Genomic DNA, 20,530 nt, shown 5'->3' on the forward strand with positions numbered 1-20,530 from the left:
TCCATGGCCAAGCCCTTCCTGACCACCCTGAGGCGCACGGCGATCGCCGCTGCGGCGGCTACGGCCATCGGCGCCGGCGCGATCGGAGCGCCGAGCCTCGCCTACGCACGCAGCGCGCCCGAGTCCTTCGCCGACCTGGCCGAGCAGATCACGGACGCGGTGGTGAACATCTCGGCTTCGACGACGGTGACCGAGCAACGTTCGGTGCCCATCCCGCAGTTGCCGCCGGGATCGCCCTTCCAGGACTTCTTCGACGACTTCTTCAACAATCGCGGCGGCGGGGAGGGAGGCGGGCCGCGTCCCCAGCGCCGGTCCAACTCGCTGGGATCGGGCTTCGTGATCGACCCGGCCGGCATCGTGATCACCAACAATCACGTGATCGGCGACGCCAACGACGTCACCGTGATCTTCAATGACGGCCGCAAGCTGAAGGCGGAGATCGTCGGCAAGGATTCCAAGGTCGACATCGCCGTGCTGCGGGTGAAGCCGGACAAGCCTCTCAAGGCGGTCAAGTTCGGCGACAGCGACAAGGCGCGGATCGGCGACTGGGTGATCGCCATCGGCAACCCGTTCGGGCTCGGCGGCTCGGTTTCGGCCGGCATCGTGTCGGCGCGCAACCGCGACATCTCGGACCAGAGCTACGGCCACTACATCCAGACCGACGCGGCCATCAACAAGGGCAACTCGGGCGGCCCGCTGTTCAACATGGACGGCGAGGTCATCGGCATCAACACAGCCATTCTGTCCCCGTCGGGCGGCTCGATCGGCATCGGGTTCTCGGTGCCGTCCAACATGGCCAAGCCGGTCATCGACCAGTTGATCCAGTACGGCGAAACGCGCCGCGGCTGGCTCGGCGTGCGCATCCAGAACGTGGATGACGCGATCGCGGAGAGCCTCGCGCTCGGGTCGCCGCGGGGCGCGCTGGTCGCCGGCATCGACGACAAGGGCCCCGCGAAGCCGGCCGGCATCGAGCCCGGCGACGTGATCGTCAAGTTCGATGGCGTCGACGTGAAGGAATCGAAGGACCTGCCGCGGCTCGTGGGCCAGACCCCGGTCGGCAAGGAGGTCCAGGTCGGGATCGTGCGCAAGGGCCAGGAGATGACCAAGACGGTCAAGCTGGGGCGCCTGGAAGATGGGGAAAAGCAGGCCAAGCTGTCCAGCGGCGGCAATGGCGGCGGCGACGTCGACAAGCCCACCGTCAAGCGGGCGCTCGGGCTCGAGCTGTCGCCGATGAACGACGAATTGCGCCGTCGCTACTCCATCAAGGAGAACGTGAAGGGCGTGGTGGTGAGCCGCGTGGACCCGAACTCGCCCGCGGCCGACAAGCGCATTCAGCCGGGCGACGTGATCGTCGAGGTCCAGCAGGAGCCCGTGACCTCTCCAGACGCGATCACGAAGCGGATCGACGCATTGAAGAAAGACGGCAAGAAGTCGGCCCTTCTGCTCGTGGCGAACGCCCAGGGCGAGGTGCGTTTCGTGGCGGTCGGGCTGGACTAACCAGCCGCGCCCTATGCCGCACAGCAAAAAGCCGGGACTGTGTCCCGGCTTTCTCGTTTCTGAGCCAGTTCATATATACGGCCTGAGCCGCCTCACTCCGGCAGCCGCAGGCCCTCCTTCTCGAAGACACGTCGCACGGCCGGGCGCTCGGCCAGGCGGCGGGCCAGCGCCGTCCAGTTCGGGTAGTCCGTCGCCATATCGAATCCGAGCGTCGGGCCGCGGCCCCACATCCAGAACACGAGAAGGTAGAGGTCGGCCACCGAGAGCTTGTCGCCCGCCGCCCAGACGCGGCCGGCGAGGCGCGCGTCCACCTGGGCCCATACGTCCCGGCAGGTGGCGCGGCCCTTCTCCTCGACTTCCGCCTTGCCGGCGGCGGATTCCGCGTAGCGCTCCGCGCGGCGCACGTGGGCGTAGCTGACGTGCACGGTGGACGAGCACCAGGCCAGCCACTCGGCGCAGCGCGCGTCGTCGCGCACGTCCTCGGGCCACAGGCCAGCAGCCGGGTGGCTGCGTGCGACATAACGCAGGATCGCCGGAACTTCCGTGAGCACCCAGTCGCCGTCCACGAGCGCCGGCACGCGGCCCTTTGGATTGATGGCCAGGTAGGCGGGGGAGCGCTGCTGGTTCTCGGCGAAGTTCACCCGCACGGCCTCGTAGGTCGCGCCGGCCTCTTCCAGGGCCAGGTGCGCGGCGAGCGAGCACGCGCCGGGCGAATGGTACAGCTTGAGCATTGGGGTTTCCTCGGGGGTATGGCTTTTCTTTAGAGCGCTTCGGCGCCGCGGGCCATGGCGGCGATGCCGGTGCGCGAAACCTCGACCAGCCCCACCACCGACATGACGCGCAGGAAGCGCTCGATCTCGTCCGTGGTCCCGGTGACCTCGAACACGAAGGACGTCAGGGTGGCGTCGAGGGTCCGGGCGCCGAAAGCGCCGGCCAGGCGCATCGCCTCGACACGGCTCTCGCCCGTGCCCACCACCTTGACGAGGGCGAGTTCGCGCTCGATCGCCTCGCCCTGGATGGTCAGGTCCACCACCCGGTGCACGGGGACCAACCGGTCCAGTTGGGCCTTGATCTGGTCGATGACCTGGCCGGTCCCGGTGGTCACGATGGTGATGCGCGAGACATGCTTCTCGTGCTCCGTTTCCGAGACGGTCAGGCTCTCGATGTTGTAGCCGCGGCCCGAGAACAGCCCCGCGATGCGGGCTAGAACGCCCGGTTCGTTGTCGACGAGCACCGAAAGGGTGTGCCGGGCCTGCGGTTGGGCCTTGGGCGCGTCGGAGTAGTGGGACTTCATCGGCATGTTCATCGTCGCCTCGTCTCGCAATCTCGAAAAGACTCTCAGCCCCTGAACGGCCCGACCTGCGGCTCGTCCACTTCGTCGTGCTCCACGATCCACGCCTCCTTCATCCCGGCGTCCTGCCACTCGGAGAATGCGGGATGATCGAGCACCGCGTCCATGTAGGCGCGGATGTCGGGATCCACCGGGATCGAATAGCTCTGGAACCGGGCCACCACGGGCGCGTACATGGCGTCGGCGGCCGTGAAGGCGCCGAACAGGAAGGGTCCGCCCGCGTCGGCGCCGAAGCGCTCGCGCGCCTGCCGCCACAGATGGAGGATCCGGGCGACGTCCGACGCGACGTCCTGGCCCCGGTCCTTGGCAGCGTAGCGCTTGCGCAGGTTCATGGGGCAGGCGGAGCGCAGCGGTCGGAAGCCAGCGTGCATCTCGGCGGCGATCGTCCGCGCAAAGGCGCGGGCCTTGATGTCCGCCGGCCAGACCGCCTTCTGGGGGAAGCGGTCGGCGAGATAGTCCATGATCGCGAGCGACTCCCAGACCGTCACGTCGCCATCGACCAGGATCGGCACGGTGCGCCCGGCCCCGTAGGCGTCCACGCGGGGGCGGAACTCGGGCGTGTCGAGGGGGATCAGGTCCTCGTCGAACGGAATGCCGAGCGCCCGCATCAAGATCCAAGGCCGGAGGGACCAGGACGAATAGGCCTTGTTGGCGATGACGAGCTTCATGAGGGCGGCTCCTCGGGTCAGAACGGGAGGGCTCGCGCCCTCCCGCGCAGGCTTACACCAGCTCGCGGCCCTTGGCGTCGATGATGTCGCCGGTCTTGCCTTCGAAATCCGGCAGAATCATCTCGTTGTGCGCCTTGCCCGACGGGATCATGGGGAAGCAGTTCTCTTCCTTGGCCACGATGCAGTCGAAGATGACGGGCTTGGGCGTGTCGATCATCTCCAGGATGGCGTGATCGAGCTCGGCCGGATCCGAGCAGCGGATGCCGTGGCCGCCATAGGCCTCGGCGAGCTTCACGAAGTCCGGCAGCGCGGCCGAGTAGCTTTCCGAGTAGCGGCCGCCGTGCAGCAGCTCCTGCCACTGCCGCACCATGCCCATGTACTCGTTGTTGAGGATGAAGATCTTCACCGGCAGCCGGTACTGCAGGGCCGTCGACATCTCCTGCATGTTCATCAGGATCGACGCCTCGCCGGCGATGTCGATGACGAGCGCGCCCGGGTGGGCCATCTGCGTGCCCACGGCGGCGGGCAGGCCGTAGCCCATGGTGCCGAGGCCTCCCGAGGTCATCCAGCGGTTCGGCTCCTCGAACTTGAAGTACTGCGCCGCCCACATCTGGTGCTGGCCCACCTCGGTCGTGACGTAGACGTCGCGGTCCTTGGTGAGCTCGTAGAGACGCTGGATGGCGTATTGCGGCTTGATGACCTTGCTGTCGTTGCGATAGCCGAGGCAGTTGCGGGCGCGCCAGCCATCGATGCGCTTCCACCATTCCCCGAGCGCGGCCTTGTCGACCTGGGGGGCCTGGGCGCGCCACAGGCGGACCATGTCCTCCAGCACGTGGCCGCAGTCGCCCACGATGCCGATGTCGACGCGGACGTTCTTGTTGATCGACGACGGGTCGATGTCGACGTGGATCTTCTTGGACTTGGGCGAGAAGGCGTCGAGGCGCCCGGTGATGCGGTCATCGAAGCGCGCGCCGATGCAGATCATGACGTCGCAGTCATGCATGGCGAGGTTGGCCTCGTAGGTGCCGTGCATGCCCAGCATGCCGAGCCACTGCGAGTCGGACGCCGGATAGGAGCCCAGGCCCATGAGGGTGGAGGTGATCGGGTACCCGGTCAGCCGCACCAGCTCGCGCAGCAGGGCCGAGGCCTCCGGGCCCGAATTCACGACGCCGCCGCCGGTGTAGAACACCGGGCGCTTGGCGGAGGCGATCAGGTCGACCGCGGCCTGGATCTTGCCCATGTCGCCCTTGATCTGTGGGCGGTAGGTCTTGTGCTGGTTCGACATGGGGCGTGCGTAGCTGCCCTTGGCGAACTGCACGTCCTTCGGGATGTCGATCACGACGGGGCCCGGGCGGCCGTTTGACGCAACGTAAAAGGCCTCATGGAGGATCCGGGGGAGGTCCTCGATGGAGCGGACCAGGTAGTTGTGCTTGGTGCAGTGGCGGGTGATGCCGACCGTGTCGCATTCCTGGAAGGCGTCCGAGCCGATCAGGTGCGTGGGCACTTGGCCGGTGATGCAGACCAGCGGGATGGAGTCGAGCATCGCGTCCGTCAGGCCCGTCACGGCGTTGGTCGCGCCGGGGCCGGACGTGACGAGCACGCAGCCGACCTTGCCGGAGGAGCGGGCGTAGCCTTCCGCCGCATGAACCGCGCCCTGCTCGTGGCGCACCAGCACGTGCTTCACCTTGTCCTGCTGGAACAGGGCGTCATAGATCGGAAGGACCGCGCCGCCCGGGTAGCCGAAAATGTGTTCGACGCCCTGGTCCTGCATCGCCTGGACGACCATTTCGGCGCCAGTCATCTGTCGGGTCATCGGTCTGCTCCCATCGGGTTCGGTCGGGTCTGGTGATTCGGCTTGGGGTTCGCGCGGGCAACAAAAAAGGCCCCGGTGAGGGACCTCGGACACGGCGCCAGCTTCGGGATTGCGGTGCTACGACCGTCCCGTCTCTGGCGCCCCGGATACAATAAGAATGTTGCGCACGCGCGCGTCCCTCGATTGCGAAACGTGCGGGACCGTAGTCGGGCCGTTCACCGGCGTCAAGCGGATTTGGCTTTTTGCCTGGCGTTCAAACCGGCGGCCCCTCGACGAAGCTCATGGTGGCCAGGATGGCGCGCTCGGCCTCGGCCGGGTCCAGCCACAGCCAGCCCTCGCCCTGATGGCGGAACCAGGTGAACTGGCGCTTGGCGTAGTGCCGGGTGTCGGCCTTGGCGCGCTGGATGGCTTCGGGCAGCGTCATCTCGCCGTTCAGGGCCTTGATCAGCCACGGCACGCCGTGGGCGCGCATGGCGGGGAGGGCGGGGTCGAGGCGGCGCGCCGCGAGGGCCTTCACCTCCTCCAGCGCGCCCAGGCTTACCATGGCGTCGAAGCGGGCGTCGATGCGGCGGTAGAGGGCGTCGCGGTCAGGGGCGAGGAACACGCGCAGGCACTGCTCGGGATCGAGCAGCCGGCCGGCGCGGGCGTTCTGGAAGCGAGTCAACGGCTGGCCCGTGGCCTGGAACACCTCCAGGGCGCGGATGATGCGCTGGCGGTCCGTCGGGCGAAGCTGGGCCGCGGTCTCGGGGTCGCGGTGCGCAAGCTCCTCGTGGAGTTGCTCGGCAGGAACATCCACCGTGGCGGCGCGCACGGCGGCCCGCACTTCCGCCGAGACCTCGGGGATGTCGGACAGGCCCTCTGTCAAGGCCTTGAAGTAGAGGCCGGTGCCGCCCGTGACGATCGGGACCAGGCGTTCGGCCCTGGCGCGCGCCAGTTCGCCTTCAGCGGCGCGCAGCCACTTGCCGACCGACCAGGCTTCGCCGGCGTCCACGGATCCGAACAGGCGATGCGGCGCGCTGGCCTCCTCCTCGGGAGTGGGGCGGGCCGTGATGACGCGCAGGTCCCGATACATCTGCATGGAGTCGGCGTTGATCACGACGCCGCCGAGGCGCTTCGCCAGATTGATCGCCAGGGCGGACTTGCCGCTGGCGGTCGGTCCTGCGATGAGGATCGCCTCGTAACCCTGCGCCACGGCGCTTCCGCTCCTAGTCCGGACCTCGTCGGCCCCATGATCCATCTCGTCGCGACGCTCGTCTCGCATCCCGAACGTCCCGCCCTTTCCGATGCGCTGCTCCGGCGCGTCGCGCAAGTCCTGCCGGGCGCGGGCGAGCCGCACATGCTGAATCCCGGCGTGGCTGCCGATGTCCCGTTCCGGGCGCCTCCGGCCTCGGGTGATGCGCCCTACGACGCCACGGCGCAGGCCGAGCGCGTGCGCACGGCGCTGGACGGGGAGCCCGTGGACGTGATCGTCCAGCCAGCGGCGACCCGGCGCAAGCGGCTGTTCCTGGCCGACATGGACTCAACCATGATCGGGCAGGAATGCATCGACGAGCTGGCGGACTTCGTCGGGCTCAAGGACAAGGTTTCGGCCATCACCGAGCGCGCGATGCGTGGCGAACTCGCCTTCGAGCCGGCCCTGCGCGAGCGGGTTGGTCTCCTGGCCGGCCTGGACGTCGCCGTGGTGGACCGCATCATCGCCGAGCGGATCACGCTCACGCCCGGCGGGTCGGCCCTGGTCCGGACGATCCGGCGCGACGGCGGCTACGCCGCGCTGGTGTCGGGCGGCTTCACGCTGTTCACGGGGCCCATCTCGGCGACCATCGGCTTCGACGAGCACCGCTCGAACGTGCTGATCGCAGAGGAGGGGAAGCTCGTCGGGCGCGTGCAGGAGCCCATCCTGGGCAAGGAGGCGAAGCTTGCGACCCTTGTCGAGCTGCGCAACCGCTTCGGCCTTGCCCACCTCGACACCCTGGCGGTGGGCGACGGCGCCAACGACCTCGCCATGCTGAACGAGGCGGGGCTGGGCGTGGCGTTCCGGGCCAAGCCCGCCGTCGCCGCCGCGGCCCATGCCCGTGTGGAGCACGCGGACCTGACGGCGCTGTTGTACGCCCAGGGCTATCGCCGCGAGGAGTTCGCGGACTGAGTCGGGACGCTAGCCCTTGAAGCCGTCGCCGGCGAGGAACTCGGCTTCGGCCGGGGTGGTGTCGCGCCCGAGCGCGGCATTACGATGAGGGAAGCGACCGAAGCGGGCGATGATCTCGCGGTGTATGCGCGCCCATTCGAGGCCGCCCGCGTCCCCTGCGGCGGCGTACAGGGCCACGCAATGCTCCTGGTCGGCCATGTCCTCCGAATGCATGAAGGGCAGGTAGAAAAAGGCGCGCAGCGCGGGATCCACTCGCGCGTCGTCTCCGCGCGCCAAGGCTTCGCCGGCGATGCGGCGCGCCTGCTCGTCCGTCGCAAAGGCGTCGGCGGAGCCGCGGAACAGATTGCGCGGGAACTGGTCGAGCGCGATGACCAGGGCGAGAGCGCCGTCCGGGGTGGAAGTCCAGCCGTCGAGATCCCCGGCGGCGGCAGCGCGCCAGACCGGTTCGAAACGCTCTCGGATGGCGTGGCCGAAAGCGTCGTCCTTGGCGAACCAGCGATCCGGGCCGGCTTCGCGCCAGAACCGGAGGATTTCGGCGGGGGAGGGGATAGGCATGCAAATGTCCTCGTCGGGCCGGCTGCGGATGCAAAGTGGCGCGATGGCGAGCCGCCGGGCAACTTTATTGCCGCACGGCATAGCTCCTGTGCGCGGGATACCTTGGGCGTGGGGCTTGTTTCGCGGGCCAGCGACCAGTAAAGCACCCCGCGGACCACCCATCCACCACCCGGCCTGGACGGGCGCGAAAACAGCACGAGGGCCGAACCGCCGGGGGCGGGAGCCCAAGAGAGGACGACACCCATGCGCGTTTATTACGACCGCGACGCGGACATCAACCTGATCAAGGGCAAGAACGTCGCCATCGTCGGCTACGGCTCCCAGGGTCACGCCCATGCGCTCAACCTGCGCGACAGCGGCGTGAAGAACATCGCGGTCGCGCTGCGCGCCGGCTCCCCGACGGTCAAGAAGGCCGAGGGCGAGGGCCTCAAGGTCATGACGGTTTCCGAGGCCGCCAAGTGGGCCGACGTTGTGATGATGCTCACCCCGGACGAGCTGCAGGCCGACATCTATCGCGACGAGCTGCACGCCAACATGAAGCAGGGCGCCGCCCTGATGTTCGCGCACGGCCTCAACGTGCACTTCAACCTCATCGAGCCCCGCAAGGACCTCGATGTGCTCATGGTCGCCCCGAAGGGCCCCGGCCACACGGTGCGCTCCGAGTACGTCCGCGGCGGCGGCGTGCCGACCCTGATCGCCGTCCACCAGGACGCCACGGGCAACGCCCATGACCTCGGCCTCAGCTACGCCTCCGCCAACGGCGGCGGCCGCGCCGGCATCATCGAGACGACCTTCAAGGAGGAGTGCGAGACCGACCTCTTCGGCGAGCAGGTCGTGCTCTGCGGCGGCCTCGTGGAGCTGATCCGCGCCGGCTTCGAGACGCTGGTCGAGGCGGGCTACGCCCCCGAGATGGCCTATTTCGAGTGCCTGCACGAGGTGAAGCTGATCGTCGACCTCATCTACGAGGGCGGCATCTCCACCATGAACTACTCGATCTCGAACACCGCCGAGTACGGCGAGTACGTGACCGGCCCGCGCATCATCACCTCGGACACGAAGGCCGAGATGAAGCGCGTCCTGAACGACATCCAGACCGGCAAGTTCACCCGCGACTGGATGCTGGAGAACAAGGTCAACCAGACCTCGTTCAAGGCCGTCCGCGCCCGCCACGCCGCGCACCAGATCGAGGAAGTCGGCGAGAAGCTGCGCGCCATGATGCCCTGGATCAAGGCCAAGGCGCTGGTCGACAAGTCCAAGAACTAAGGCCGGCGCGGGTAACGCCCGCGTTGTGACTTCCCTGAAGCCCCGGCCGAGCGATCGCCGGGGCTTCTTCGTTCGTAGGCGGTGTGACCATTGCGCGGCTTGCTCGCGCTCCGGGCCGCATCTAGTTTGCCGCAGACGCATCCGCCCCGAGCGGAGGCGCGCCAAGGGAGAGCGTTCGAGATGGTGGTGTTGCGCGTGATCGAACGCGACGCGCCAGGCGCAAAGCCGCCTGCAGTGGCGCTGGAAGGCGTGTCGATCGCGTATGGCGGCGGAAGCCAGCCCGTCTACGAGGCCGTCGCGCCCACGACGCTGCGCGTCGCCGAAAGCGAGTTCGTCGCCATCGTGGGGCCGACCGGCTGCGGGAAATCCACGTTGCTGAACGCCGCGGCCGGGCTGCTGAAGCCGGCGAGCGGAGCGGTCTCCATCTTCGGGGAGCCGCTCGCCGGGCTCAACGGCAAGGCCGGGTACCTCTTCCAGCAGGACGCCCTGATGCCGTGGAAGACCGCCTTGGAGAACGTGGCGATCGCCCTCGAGGTCGGGGGCGTCGCATCGTCGGACGCCCGCAAGCAGGCCAAGGAGTGGCTCGGCCGGGTTGGCCTGGCCGCGTTCGCGGACCGCTACCCGCACCAACTCTCCGGGGGCCAGCGCAAGCGCGTGGGCCTGGCGCAGGTGCTGATCCGTCACCCCAAGATTCTGCTCATGGACGAGCCCTTCGGGCCGCTGGACGCGCAGACCCGCCAGATCATGGGCACCCTGCTGCTGGAGCTCTGGGCCGCCGACCGAAAGGCCGTGCTGTTCGTCACCCATGACCTGGAGGAGGCGATCGCGCTGGCCGACCGGGTGGTGATCATGTCCTGCGGCCCAAAGGCTCGCATCATCGGAGACCACACGATCGATTTGCCCCGCCCGCGCGACGTTTCGGAGGTGCGGCTCGACCCGCGCTTCCACGCCCTGCACAAGGCGATCTGGAGCGAACTGCGGGACGAGGTGGTGAAGGCTTATGGAGGCGCGCCGGCATGAGGGCGCGACAGAACCGTTCAGACGTCCTTGCGAGGAGCGCGGCGACGAAGCAATCCAGGAAGGCTCCGGCCCAGTCCCCCTGGATGGCTTCGCTGCGCTTGCAATGACGGGGTAGAGAGCTCCCATGACCCCCATCTCCCGTCCCAAGCTGCTCGCGTGGCAGGTGCTGGTCGCGGCCATAGTGCTGCTGATCTGGCACATCGGCTCGACCGTGCCTATTGGTGGGACATACCTTTTGCCGAAGTTCTTCTTCTCGACGCCGGGCGAGGTGATCGCGCGCATCTGGAAGCTGTTCGCAGGCGGCCAGATCTGGAAGCACCTGTCGATCACGCTCAGCGAGACCGTGCTCGCCTTCCTGATCGGGTCGGTCGGCGGCGTGCTGTTCGGCTTCTGGTTCGCCCGCAAGCCGACCGTGGCGGCCGTGTTCGATCCCTACGTGAAAATGGCCAACGCTTTGCCACGCGTGGTGCTGGCGCCGATCTTCATGCTTTGGCTGGGCCTTGGCATCTGGTCCAAGGTGGCGCTCGGCGTCACGCTCGTCTTCTTCATCGTATTCTTCAACGTGTACCAGGGCGTGAAAGAGGTCAGCTCCGTCGTGCTGGCCAACGCGCGCCTGATGGGCATGAACGAGCGGCAGCTGTTCCGGCACGTGTACTGGCCCTCGGCGCTGAGCTGGATGTTCTCGTCCCTGCACACGTCGGTGGGCTTCGCCCTCGTGGGCGCGGTGGTTGGCGAGTATCTCGGCTCAGCCGCAGGCCTCGGCTACCTGATCCACGAGGCGGAGGGCGTTTTCGACGTCACGGGGGTCTTCGCCGGCATGGTGATCCTGGCCGCCTTCGTGCTCTTCATCGACTGGCTGGTGACGCTGATCGAGAACAGGCTGTTGGTTTGGCGGCCCCAGCCGGCCTCGCAGGCTTGAGCTTAAGGTTCAACTTTAGATTGCTTAACTTCAACAAGAACCACTTCTGGGAGTGAAAACATGAGTCCCTTCAAGCTGATCGCCACGGCGGCTGCAGCATTGCTTCTGACCGGAGCCGCGGCCTTCGCGCAGGCGCCCGAGAAGAAGGACGTGAAGCTCGGCGTTGGCGGCAAGGCGCTGCTGTACTACCTGCCGCTGACCATCGCGGAGCGGAAGGGCTTCTTCAAGGAGCAGGGGCTCGATGTCGAGATCTCCGACTTCGCCGGCGGCGCCAAGTCGCTGCAGGGCCTTATTGGCGGCTCGCTCGACGTGGTGACGGGCGCCTATGAGCACACCATCCGCATGCAGGCCAAGGGCCAGGACATCCGCGCCGTACTCGAACTCGGGCGCTTCCCCGGCATCGTGGTGGGCGTCGCCAAGGCGAAGGCCGACAGCTACAAGTCTCCCAAGGACCTGAAGGGCATGAAGATCGGCGTCACCGCGCCGGGGTCCTCCACCAACATGCTGGTCAACTTCCTGCTCGCCAAGGAAGGCCTGACCCCGCAGGACGCCTCCTTCATCGGCGTTGGCAGCGCGCAATCGGCGGTGGCCGCCATCAAGAACGGCCAGCTGGACGCCATTTCACACCTCGAGCCCGTCATCTCCATGCTGGAGCGGTCGGGCGACATCAAGGTCGTGGTCGACACCCGCACGGAAGAGGGCACCAAGGCGCTGTTCGGCGGCTCCAACCCGGCCGCGGTGCTCTATGTGAAGAAGGACTTCATCGACAAGTACCCGAACACCGTCCAGGCGGTGACGAACGGCCTCTACAAGGCGCTCCAGTGGATCCAGAAGGCGAGCCCCGAGGAGATCGCCGCCACGGTGCCGGAGGAGTACCTGCTTGGCGACAAGTCTCTCTACGAGCTGGCCGTGAAGAACTCCAAGCCGACCTATTCGCAGACGGGCCTCATCTCGGAAAGCGGGATGAAGAGCACCTACGACATGCTGAAGCAGTTCGATCCGGAGTTGAAGGAGTCCAAGGTGAACCTCGCGGACACTTTCGACCCTCGCTTCGCCAAGAAGGCGGCCGAGGTAGTGAAGTAACCGGGAGACGCGCGCCCGATCCACCTTGTGGCCTGGAGGCAATGGATCTGCAGCTGACTTGGCGGCCCGGGTTCACCCGGGCCGTTCCCTTTTTGGGTGACCTACTTTCTCGAGGCTTGTCGGAAAGCTTTTCATGCTCAAGCTTCGGCTTGCAGCTCGGAAATGACGACCTGAAGCATCCTGAGTCTCTCGGATTATGAACGGCCATTCAGATGTAATATGAACATGTATTCATCATGCGGGTTGCCGGCTTTTGTTGTGCGATTTCTCGGAACCGGCAGTGCGAGTCCTCCGTTGATTGGCCGGGGGTGATCAACGGAGAGAACGACATGAAGGCGAAGCTTCTTTCTGCCGCCGCCTTGGCGGCGATGATCGCCATGCCGGTGGCCGCTCAGGCCCAGTCCTCCGGCGGAGCCGCCGCGGGGGCGACTGCTGGCGCCGTGGGCGGCGCCGTCGTGGGTGGTCCCGTGGGGGCCGTGGTAGGCGGCGCGACAGGCGCCGTGGTTGGCGGCACGCTCGCGGGCGCCGACGAAACGCGGTTCAAGGAGTATGTGGTGCGCGAGCACCGTCCGTCCGTCCGCGTGAAGGAAAAGGTGGCTGTCGGCGCGACGCTGCCCTCCACCGTCGAGTACTACGAGGTCCCCGCCAGCGTGGGCGTGAAGACGACCTATCGCTACGCCGTGGTGAACGACCAGACGGTGCTGGTGGACCCGCATACGCACAAGATCGTCCAAGTCATCGATTGACGGAACGATCGCGGCGCAGCGCCGCTTGAACCCAACAAACCGCCGGGACGACGCCCATAAGGGGCGCCCCGGCCCAGAAGGGACAAATCATCATGAAACTCGTTCCCCTCGGCCTGGCCCTCGCGCTCGTCAGCACGACGGCCCTCGCCCAGACCAATCTCAACGCCGGCGGTTCGGCGTCCACCAGCGGGTCCGGCGGCGCTTCTGTAAGCTCGCAGTCGGGCGGCGACTCGACCATGCAACGCCAGAAGGCTGGCGGCGGCCACGAGCAGCGCGCGCAGGGCGGCTCCATGACCAAGCAGAAGATGGGCGCCAGCGAGGAGCGTTCCGGCTCCGCTCGCGTGAAGGGCTCGGCCTCCGTGGAGGGTCGCACCACGGTGGGCGCCCGCAGCCATGAGGAAGGCGGCGTTTCCGTGCGCACGCGCACCCGCACTTCTGAAGGCCCCAGCGTCTCGGTGCATCGCCGCTCTGTGACGAGCTACAATGACGAGCCGTCCACGACGGTGATCCACAAGCGCAAGCGCTTCGTGCATCGCTATTACGACGACGAGCCCCGCCGGAAGGTGGTGATCCGCAAGCATCATCACCGCTTCTACGCGGAGGAGCCGTCCATCACGATCCGCAAGAAGCGGCACGTGGTGCGCACCTGGGAGAACGACTCCCCGTCCGTGACCTATCGCAGCCGTACGGTGCACCGCTACGGGCATAACGAGCCGTCCAGCAGCGTGTCGATCCGCACGGGCGAGCGGCATACGAATACGCGGTTCTCGGCTGAGACCCGCGGTCGCGGCGAGATGTCCGGCACCCGCGAGAAGTCGCGCAGCATCGAGACCGGCTCGGTTCGCGGCAAGGGCGACGTCCAGGGCTCCGGCTCGCTGAGCACGAAGTCGGGCGGCTCGACCAGCGGCAAGGCGAGCGGCTCCATGGGAATGCAGGGCTCCGGCGGCTCGCACAGCGTGAAGCCTCAGAGCTCGGGTGGCGCGGCCCAGTAAGAACGGGCAGGCGCGATCAGGATCGGGCGCAGCCTCAGGGCTGCGCCCTTTTCGTTTCAGCTAGGTGCCGCAGTAGGTCACGTAGGCCTGGCTGCTCGGAGGAGGCGCCTCCGCGTAGGCGGCGAACTCCGGCTGGTCCTCGTAGGGGTGGGCCAGAACGCGCAGGAATTCTTCGAAGGGCGCGTAATCCTGCCGCTCCACCGCGGCTTCTATCATGCGCTCGACGAGATGGTTGCGGGGAATGAAGGCCGGGTTGGCGCGGCGCATCGCGTCGGCGCGATCTTCCGGCGAGGCGGGCTCCTGCGCCAGGCGCGCGCGCCAGCGGGCCAGCCACTCGTCGATGGCAGGCAAGTCCATGAATAGGTCTCTCACACGCTCGTTTCCGGACAGGTCGGCGGCAGCGTCGGCGAGGCGGCGAAAGAGCAGCGTGAAATCGACCTTGTCCGACGCCATGCGGGCCAGCAGCGCCTGGGCGAGCGCCAGGTCCTCCTCACGCGCGGTCACCAACCCCAGCTTGCGGCGAAGGCCGGAGAGGTAGCGATCGTTGAAGACTTCCACGAAGACGTCCAGGGCGGCCTGGGCTTGCGCCACAGCCTGCTTTTGGTCCTCGCCCATGAGGGGCAGAAGGGCTTCGGCGAGGCGCGCGAGGTTCCATTGAGCGATGCCGGGCTGCGCGCCATAGGCGTAGCGCCCCTGCCGGTCGATGGAGCTGAAGACCGTGGCCGGGTCGTAGGTGTCCATGAAGGCGCAGGGGCCATAGTCGATGGTTTCGCCCGAGATGGACATGTTGTCCGTGTTCATCACGCCATGGATGAAGCCGAGCAGCATCCAGCGCGACAGCAGTTCGGCCTGTCGCCGGACGACGCCCTCGAACAATGCGCGATAGGGGTTCTCGGCCTGTGCCGCAGCGGGGTCATGCCGGGCGATAGCGTAGTCCGCCATGGTCTTGAGCGACGCGACGTCGCGCCGGGCCGCGAAGAACTCGAAGGTGCCGATGCGGATGTGGCTGGAGGCGACCCGGGCCAGCACGGCGCCAGGCAGGATCTCCTCACGCATGACGTGCTCTCCGGTGGTCACAGCGGCCAAGGCGCGCGTGGTGGGCACGCCCAGGGCGGCCATGGCCTCGCTGACCAGGTACTCGCGCAGGACCGGCCCCAGGGCCGCGCGCCCGTCCCCGCCCCGCGAGAAGGGCGTCGGGCCGGAGCCTTTCAACTGGATGTCGCGGCGAGCGCCGGAGCGGTCGAGCACCTCGCCGATCAGGAGCGCCCGGCCGTCGCCGAGTTGCGGGGAGAAATGACCGAACTGGTGGCCCGCATAAGCTGTCGCGATCGGCTCGGAGCCGCCGAACAGGCTCCGGCCGGCAAGGGCGGACACGCCGTCCGGCGAGGAGAGGGCGTCGGGACCCAGGCCGAGTTGCAGGGCCAGCTCCCGGTTGAGCTTGACGAGTCGGGGAGCCGACACGGCGGTGGGCTGCGTGCGGGTGAAGAACGGGCCGTCGAGCCGGGCGTAGGTGTTGTCGAACGGAAGGGTGACGGTCACGGCTCGATCTCCAGGCGCGCCGGGGGCGAGCGCCTTCCTGAGCCGCCTTAGATGGGGCTTGGGAGCGCCAGAGCCAAGCCGGGGCTCGACGTCCGTCCCGGCGCCGCTCTCACCCGTGCTTGGGCCGGAACGGAAGGACGCCCGATCCCGGTTCCCGCATGATGTCGTCAATGGCCCATGCCAGGGCGTTCTGGTCGAAGGGCTTGTTGAGCCGGGGTAACGAGGCCTGGGTCTCCGTGGGCAGTTCGGCGTAGCCGGTGGCGAGCATCAGGCGCAGGCCGGGCCGCTCCTTGCGCAGACGCTCGATCAGCTGGAGCCCTGTCATCTCCGGCATCACGTGGTCGGTAATGACGAGATCGAGCGTTCGAGCCCTGTTGAGGAGCTCCAGCGCCTCGGCGCCGGAGCGGGCCTCGATGACGCGATGGCCGAGGTCCTCCAGCATGGCGGCGGTGTTCTCGAGAACGAGAGGGTCGTCGTCGACGACCAGGATCGTGTAGGCGCACGAGGCCTGGCGTGGGTAGGGGACGATGCTGGTGGTGGATTCCGCCTTTTCGGCAGGCGGGGCTACGGGAAGCCAGATCTCCGCCGTGGTGCCCACGTCAGGCCTGCTCGTCAGCACGAGCCGGCCCTGGGACTGCTCGGCCATGCCGTGGACCATGGAAAGGCCCAGACCCGTGCCCTTGCCCACCCCCTTGGTGGTGAAGAATGGTTCCTGCGCCCGCGCCAGGGTCGCCTCGTCCATTCCGTGTCCGGTGTCCATCACCGACAGGCAGACATAGCGCCCGGCAGCCAGGCGCCCGGATCCGTCAGCGATTTCCTCGCGACCCCCGATCGTGATCAGGCCGCCTTCCGCCATGGCGTCACGGGCATTGACGACGAGATTGAGCAGCGCCAGCTCGAGCTGGTTGGCGTCGACGAGCGCCGGCGGCAAGCCCAGCGGGAAACGCGTCTCGATCCGCGTGGTTGGGCCGATGGAGCGGTTGAGCAGGTCGCTCATGCCGTTGACCAGATCTGGCAGGTCGACCGAACTCGGCTTGAGGTCCTGGCGGCGCGCGAAGGCCAGCATGCGCTGGGTGAGAGCCGCGCCGCGCTCGGCGCCCTGTATGGCGTTGTCGAGCAACCGCGTGATCTTCGGATCGGGCGGCAGCCGCTTCCTGAGCAGGTCGAGGCTGCCCAGGACAGCCATGAGCAGGTTGTTGAAATCGTGGGCGACGCCGCCCGTCAGTTGGCCGACCGCCTCCATCTTCTGCGATTGGGCGAGCGCTTCCCGCGCCTGTTCAAGCGCGTCCTGGGCCTGCTTGCGCTCGGTGATGTCCCGCGTGACCTTGGCGAAACCGACCAGCTGGCCTTTTTCGTCGCGAATGGGGTCGATCACGATGCTGGCCCAGAAGCGGGTGCCGTCCTTGCGAACGCGCCAGCCTTCGCTCTCGAACTTGCCCTCTGTCGCGGCGGTGTCGAGCGCCCGCCGGGGCACCCCTGCCGCCTTGTCCTCCTCCGTGTAGAAGCGAGAGAAGTGGCTGCCGACGATCTCGTCGAAGGTATATCCCTTGATGCGCTGCGCCCCGGCGTTCCAGTTCGCGACGCGGCCGGTCTCGTCGAGCATGAAGATCGCGTAGTCCGTCACGCTTTGCACGAGGAGGCGGAAGCGCTCTTCGCTTTGGCGCAGGGCCGAGGCCTCCCGCTCCGCGAGTTGGGCGAAGTGGCGGTCGAACATGGCGGCCACCAGGGCCAGTATCAGGATGAGGAACGTCGTCCCGGTGACCCAAAGCGCCAGGCTCACCGGGTTCACATCGACGGCGGCATGCTCGTGCGCCATCGCCTCGGCCGGCGTGAAGGACATGCCCCGCATGGCGGCGTAGTGCATGCCGGACACGGCGAGACCCATCGCGGCGGCTGCGAACAGACGTTCGACGAATCGAGCGCTCCGGAAAGACAGCCAGAGGGCGACAGTGGCGGCCACCATGGCGATCACAATCGAGATCAGGACCCACAGGCGGTCGTAGTGGATTTGAGCCTGGACCCGGAGCGCCGCCATGCCGAGATAGTGCATGCCGGCAATGCCAAGCCCCATGACGAGGCCGCTGGCCAGGAGCATCGGGATCCTGCGCTCGCCACGGATCGCCGTGTGAAAGCCGATGGCAGTGACGGCGATCGGCAGGGCCAGCGAAAGAAGGGTCAGCCCCACGCTGTAGCCGCGCACGCTCACGCCGGGGATGCTGAAGGCCAGCATGGCGACGAAGTGCATCGACCAGATGCCTCCGCCCATCGCCAGCGCGGCCGTCGCGAGCCAGACGTAAGACGGCCACCCGGACGTTTGGCGCATGCGGCCGGCCAGATCGAGCGCCGTGTAGGATGCGGCGATCGCGATCAGCACGGAAAGGACGACGAGCGATGGGTCGTGGGCGCCTGAGTGAGGCATTCGGGAGCGGCGGACCTTTCAGGCCCCTGGTTGGCAACAGGGGTAAACGCCTCGCCAGGATTGTTTGTTCCCGCTGTCGCTACCCTGATGTGTGCTTCCGCCGACGCGTGCGCCTCAATCAGCGAATTGGATGTCCTCGAAGGATCGATAGCGGCCCATGACGTTTCCATCCCCGTCGTACTGCTTGGAGGAGCCGACCCGGACGACGACCCGGCGGCCCTCCAGCTTGGCAGGCAGTTCCGTCGCCTCGTTCCAGGGGCGGCAAGCCTTCGCCACGCAAAGGCCGTCCACCTCCCTGCCGGCGTCGGTCTTGATGGTGAGGTAGCAGTTGTCGCCGCAGTTGAAGCCCGCGATCCTGCCGCTGAGGCGCTGCTGCGCGAAAGCCGGCGTCATGACCGTGAAGGCGAGCATTCCAGCCAGAAAAACACACAAGCGCATGTCGACATCACCCCCGATTTGCGCGGAAAGACTCGGACCCCACGCACCGAGGGATGATGGTGACCGGCCACATCCAGCTCAAGACACGTTTGGCTTGTGAGGAGATCGCCAATGCGGAGGGAATTCGCGTCGCGGTGGTGACTTTGATGGTGGGCGCACTAGGGCTCGAACCTAGGACCCGCTGATTAAGAGTCAGCTGCTCTACCAACTGAGCTATGCGCCCATCAAAGTCGTCTCACGGCTGGCGCCGGAGATGCGAAGAGCCGAAGCGTTTTCGAGGTTGCGAACCGCTTCGGCCCCGCGACGAGGGGGTGAGTAGCAAAGGCCGCCCGGCCTGTCCACCCCCCTTTTTCAAAAAAGCGTCATCGAGACTGACGCTTCGGGCCAAGATGCTGAGATGGCTCCTCAATTTGAGGATCCACTCCGCCTGGCCCGTAGCGGCGGGATGGACGGCCTGGCCTATCAGCCGGCGGCGAGCGCCTCGGGCTTGCCGCGCAGGCGCTTGGTCATGAGCTTGTTGAGAGCCCCCAGGTAGGCGCGCGCCGAGGCGACTAGCGTATCCGGGTCAGCCGCCTTGGCGGTGACGGACTTGCCGTCCTCCGACAGCCGCACCGAGACTTCCGCCTGGGCGTCCGTCCCCTCGGTGACCGCGTGCACCTGGTAGAGCTCGAGGCGCGCCTCGTGGGGAACAAGGGCATGAATGGCGTTGAAGGTCGCGTCCACCGGGCCGTTGCCGCTCGACTGGATGGTCTTGTGGGCGCCGTCGACGTCCAGCGTCAGCGTCGCGAGCTGCGGGCCCTGGGTGCCGGCGATCACCGTGAGGGCCACAACCTTGATGCGGTCATGGGCGGTGACGATCTCGTCATCGACCAGCGCCTCGATGTCCTCATCATAGACGTGCTTCTTGCGGTCGGCGAGGTCCTTCATGCGCTTGAAGGCGTCCTCGAAGGCGTTCTCGCCCAGGTCGTAGCCCAGCTCCTTCAGTTTCTCGCGGAAGGCGTGGCGCCCGGAGTGCTTACCCATCACCAAGGAGGTCTTCGACACGCCCACGGACTCGGGCGTCATGATCTCGTAGGTCTCGGTGTTCTTGAGCATGCCGTCCTGGTGGATGCCGCTCTCATGCGCGAAGGCGTTCCGGCCGACGATGGCCTTGTTGTACTGCACCGGGAAGGACGTGACGGCGGCGACCAGCTTCGAGGCCCGGGTCAACATCGTCGTGTCGATGCTACAGGAGTACGGGAAGGCGTCGTTGCGGGTCTTGATGGCCATCACGACTTCTTCCAGCGCGGCGTTGCCAGCCCGCTCGCCGATGCCGTTGATGGTGCACTCGATCTGCCGCGCGCCGCCCTGCAGGCCGGCCAAGGTATTCGCTACCGCCATGCCGAGGTCGTTGTGGCAGTGCACCGAAAAGATCGCCTTGTCGGAGTTCGGCACGCGCTCGCGCACCGTCCGGAAAAGGCGAGCGTATTCCTCAGGGGTGGTGTAGCCGACCGTGTCCGGGATGTTGATGGTGGTGGCGCCCGCGTTGATCGCCGCCTCGACGCAGCGGCACAGAAAGTCAATTTCCGTGCGGGTGCCGTCCTCCGCCGACCACTCCACGTCCTCCACCCAGTTGCGGGCGCGCGTGACGGAAGCCGTCACCATCTCCAGGACCTTGGCCGGCTCCATCTGGAGCTTGTGCTTCATGTGCACGGGCGAGGTCGAGATGAAGGTGTGGATGCGCGGCCTGATCGCGCGCTTCACGGCTTCGCCGGCGCGGTCCACGTCCTTCTGGCCGGCGCGGGCCAGTCCCGCAACGGTGGCGCGCTTCACGCGCTTGGCGATCTCGCTTACCGCCTCGAAGTCGCCTTCGGAGGCGATCGGGAAGCCAGCCTCGATGATGTCGACGCCCATTTCGTCCAGGAGGTCCGCCACCTGGAGTTTCTCCTCCAGGGTCATGGAGGCGCCGGGCGACTGCTCGCCATCGCGCAGGGTGGTGTCGAAGATCAGGACGCGATCCTTGGAGGATACGGCGGCGGCGTCGTTCTGGGCGGTCATCGGGTGTCCTTCTCGTGGCCTTGCCCGTCGCATGCTCTGGCTGACGG

Annotated in this window: 18 protein-coding genes and 1 tRNA gene; 8 read left to right on the top strand and 11 right to left on the bottom strand. The window is 67.2% G+C overall.

The genetic code is table 11. From position 1 onward, the window contains the following. Nucleotides 1-3 precede the first annotated feature (3 nt). Nucleotides 4-1,497 (top strand): DegQ family serine endoprotease, encoded by a 1,494-nt coding sequence (locus SLNSH_RS09845; RefSeq protein WP_106336574.1) that lies wholly within the window; start codon nucleotides 4-6, stop codon nucleotides 1,495-1,497. 92 nt (nucleotides 1,498-1,589) lie between these two features. Here SLNSH_RS09845 and SLNSH_RS09850 read toward each other — a convergent pair whose 3' ends face one another. The 5 genes from SLNSH_RS09850 to miaA all read right to left on the bottom strand — a co-directional run bounded on the left by SLNSH_RS09850 (nucleotide 1,590) and on the right by miaA (nucleotide 6,521). After that, nucleotides 1,590-2,228 carry a glutathione S-transferase family protein gene (locus tag SLNSH_RS09850; RefSeq protein WP_106336576.1) on the bottom strand — a complete coding sequence of 213 codons (639 nt, stop codon included), beginning with the start codon at nucleotides 2,226-2,228 and terminating at the stop codon, nucleotides 1,590-1,592. Between the two features lie 29 nt (nucleotides 2,229-2,257). Next, nucleotides 2,258-2,803: an acetolactate synthase small subunit gene (gene ilvN / locus SLNSH_RS09855; RefSeq protein ID WP_106336578.1), complete on the bottom strand. Its 546-nt coding sequence runs from the start codon at nucleotides 2,801-2,803 to the stop codon at nucleotides 2,258-2,260. 32 nt (nucleotides 2,804-2,835) lie between these two features. Next, nucleotides 2,836-3,516 carry a glutathione S-transferase family protein gene (locus SLNSH_RS09860; protein WP_106336580.1) on the bottom strand — a complete coding sequence of 227 codons (681 nt, stop codon included), beginning with the start codon at nucleotides 3,514-3,516 and terminating at the stop codon, nucleotides 2,836-2,838. A 52-nt stretch (nucleotides 3,517-3,568) separates the two neighbouring features. Next, a complete protein-coding gene (locus SLNSH_RS09865) occupies nucleotides 3,569-5,329 on the bottom strand; it encodes an acetolactate synthase 3 large subunit (RefSeq protein ID WP_106336582.1) in 1,761 nt (586 codons plus the stop codon). Nucleotides 5,330-5,582: 253 nt separating this feature from the next. After that, nucleotides 5,583-6,521 carry a tRNA (adenosine(37)-N6)-dimethylallyltransferase MiaA gene (gene miaA, locus SLNSH_RS09870; protein ID WP_245422210.1) on the bottom strand — a complete coding sequence of 313 codons (939 nt, stop codon included), beginning with the start codon at nucleotides 6,519-6,521 and terminating at the stop codon, nucleotides 5,583-5,585. A gap of 39 nt (nucleotides 6,522-6,560) precedes the next feature. Between miaA and serB the strand changes: the two genes are divergently transcribed. Next, on the top strand, nucleotides 6,561-7,472 hold the full coding sequence (gene serB, locus SLNSH_RS09875; RefSeq protein ID WP_106336809.1) for a phosphoserine phosphatase SerB: 912 nt from the start codon (nucleotides 6,561-6,563) through the stop codon (nucleotides 7,470-7,472). A 9-nt stretch (nucleotides 7,473-7,481) separates the two neighbouring features. Here serB and SLNSH_RS09880 read toward each other — a convergent pair whose 3' ends face one another. Next, nucleotides 7,482-8,027 carry a DUF924 family protein gene (locus SLNSH_RS09880; RefSeq protein WP_106336585.1) on the bottom strand — a complete coding sequence of 182 codons (546 nt, stop codon included), beginning with the start codon at nucleotides 8,025-8,027 and terminating at the stop codon, nucleotides 7,482-7,484. Between the two features lie 243 nt (nucleotides 8,028-8,270). On the opposite strand from SLNSH_RS09880, the gene ilvC reads away from it, so the two are divergent. The 6 genes from ilvC to SLNSH_RS09910 all read left to right on the top strand — a co-directional run bounded on the left by ilvC (nucleotide 8,271) and on the right by SLNSH_RS09910 (nucleotide 14,050). Then, entirely contained in the window at nucleotides 8,271-9,290 is a 1,020-nt protein-coding gene (gene ilvC / locus SLNSH_RS09885) for a ketol-acid reductoisomerase (protein WP_106336587.1), read from the top strand. 180 nt (nucleotides 9,291-9,470) lie between these two features. Beyond that, nucleotides 9,471-10,310 (top strand): ABC transporter ATP-binding protein, encoded by an 840-nt coding sequence (locus SLNSH_RS09890; protein WP_106336588.1) that lies wholly within the window; start codon nucleotides 9,471-9,473, stop codon nucleotides 10,308-10,310. Nucleotides 10,311-10,443: 133 nt separating this feature from the next. After that, on the top strand, nucleotides 10,444-11,229 hold the full coding sequence (locus SLNSH_RS09895) for an ABC transporter permease (RefSeq protein WP_106336811.1): 786 nt from the start codon (nucleotides 10,444-10,446) through the stop codon (nucleotides 11,227-11,229). Between the two features lie 60 nt (nucleotides 11,230-11,289). After that, nucleotides 11,290-12,312, top strand: coding sequence for an ABC transporter substrate-binding protein (locus tag SLNSH_RS09900; protein WP_106336590.1), 1,023 nt, complete (start codon nucleotides 11,290-11,292; stop codon nucleotides 12,310-12,312). A gap of 329 nt (nucleotides 12,313-12,641) precedes the next feature. Continuing rightward, nucleotides 12,642-13,058, top strand: a complete 417-nt coding sequence (locus tag SLNSH_RS09905; protein ID WP_106336813.1) for a DUF1236 domain-containing protein — start codon at nucleotides 12,642-12,644, stop codon at nucleotides 13,056-13,058. Between the two features lie 92 nt (nucleotides 13,059-13,150). Next, the gene (locus SLNSH_RS09910) at nucleotides 13,151-14,050 is read left to right on the top strand and encodes a hypothetical protein (RefSeq protein WP_106336592.1); all 900 of its coding nucleotides are present in this window, start codon (nucleotides 13,151-13,153) and stop codon (nucleotides 14,048-14,050) included. 60 nt (nucleotides 14,051-14,110) lie between these two features. Here SLNSH_RS09910 and SLNSH_RS09915 read toward each other — a convergent pair whose 3' ends face one another. From SLNSH_RS09915 to SLNSH_RS09935, 5 genes are all read right to left on the bottom strand, one after another. Then, nucleotides 14,111-15,589, bottom strand: coding sequence for a protein adenylyltransferase SelO (locus SLNSH_RS09915; RefSeq protein ID WP_106336593.1), 1,479 nt, complete (start codon nucleotides 15,587-15,589; stop codon nucleotides 14,111-14,113). A gap of 109 nt (nucleotides 15,590-15,698) precedes the next feature. Further along, the gene (locus SLNSH_RS09920) at nucleotides 15,699-18,008 is read right to left on the bottom strand and encodes an MHYT domain-containing protein (RefSeq protein ID WP_106336595.1); all 2,310 of its coding nucleotides are present in this window, start codon (nucleotides 18,006-18,008) and stop codon (nucleotides 15,699-15,701) included. A 114-nt stretch (nucleotides 18,009-18,122) separates the two neighbouring features. After that, a complete protein-coding gene (locus SLNSH_RS09925; RefSeq protein ID WP_146140238.1) occupies nucleotides 18,123-18,446 on the bottom strand; it encodes a hypothetical protein in 324 nt (107 codons plus the stop codon). A 147-nt stretch (nucleotides 18,447-18,593) separates the two neighbouring features. Next, a tRNA-Lys gene (locus SLNSH_RS09930) sits at nucleotides 18,594-18,669 on the bottom strand. Between the two features lie 239 nt (nucleotides 18,670-18,908). Then, complete coding sequence (locus tag SLNSH_RS09935; protein ID WP_106336599.1) at nucleotides 18,909-20,483, bottom strand: 2-isopropylmalate synthase; 1,575 nt, start codon at nucleotides 20,481-20,483, stop codon at nucleotides 18,909-18,911. Nucleotides 20,484-20,530 lie beyond the last annotated feature (47 nt).

This window comes from Alsobacter soli (assembly GCF_003004785.1).
GTDB lineage: Bacteria > Pseudomonadota > Alphaproteobacteria > Rhizobiales > Beijerinckiaceae > Alsobacter > Alsobacter soli.

Coding starts and splice junctions, on each gene's coding strand:
- SLNSH_RS09845 (WP_106336574.1), top strand. CDS start 4: ATGGCCAAGCCCTTCCTGACCACCCTGAGGCGCACGGCGATCGCCGCT.
- SLNSH_RS09850 (WP_106336576.1), bottom strand. CDS start 2,228: ATGCTCAAGCTGTACCATTCGCCCGGCGCGTGCTCGCTCGCCGCGCAC.
- ilvN (WP_106336578.1), bottom strand. CDS start 2,803: ATGAACATGCCGATGAAGTCCCACTACTCCGACGCGCCCAAGGCCCAA.
- SLNSH_RS09860 (WP_106336580.1), bottom strand. CDS start 3,516: ATGAAGCTCGTCATCGCCAACAAGGCCTATTCGTCCTGGTCCCTCCGG.
- SLNSH_RS09865 (WP_106336582.1), bottom strand. CDS start 5,329: ATGACCCGACAGATGACTGGCGCCGAAATGGTCGTCCAGGCGATGCAG.
- SLNSH_RS09880 (WP_106336585.1), bottom strand. CDS start 8,027: ATGCCTATCCCCTCCCCCGCCGAAATCCTCCGGTTCTGGCGCGAAGCC.
- ilvC (WP_106336587.1), top strand. CDS start 8,271: ATGCGCGTTTATTACGACCGCGACGCGGACATCAACCTGATCAAGGGC.
- SLNSH_RS09890 (WP_106336588.1), top strand. CDS start 9,471: ATGGTGGTGTTGCGCGTGATCGAACGCGACGCGCCAGGCGCAAAGCCG.
- SLNSH_RS09900 (WP_106336590.1), top strand. CDS start 11,290: ATGAGTCCCTTCAAGCTGATCGCCACGGCGGCTGCAGCATTGCTTCTG.
- SLNSH_RS09905 (WP_106336813.1), top strand. CDS start 12,642: ATGAAGGCGAAGCTTCTTTCTGCCGCCGCCTTGGCGGCGATGATCGCC.
- SLNSH_RS09910 (WP_106336592.1), top strand. CDS start 13,151: ATGAAACTCGTTCCCCTCGGCCTGGCCCTCGCGCTCGTCAGCACGACG.
- SLNSH_RS09920 (WP_106336595.1), bottom strand. CDS start 18,008: ATGCCTCACTCAGGCGCCCACGACCCATCGCTCGTCGTCCTTTCCGTG.
- SLNSH_RS09925 (WP_146140238.1), bottom strand. CDS start 18,446: ATGCGCTTGTGTGTTTTTCTGGCTGGAATGCTCGCCTTCACGGTCATG.
- SLNSH_RS09935 (WP_106336599.1), bottom strand. CDS start 20,483: ATGACCGCCCAGAACGACGCCGCCGCCGTATCCTCCAAGGATCGCGTC.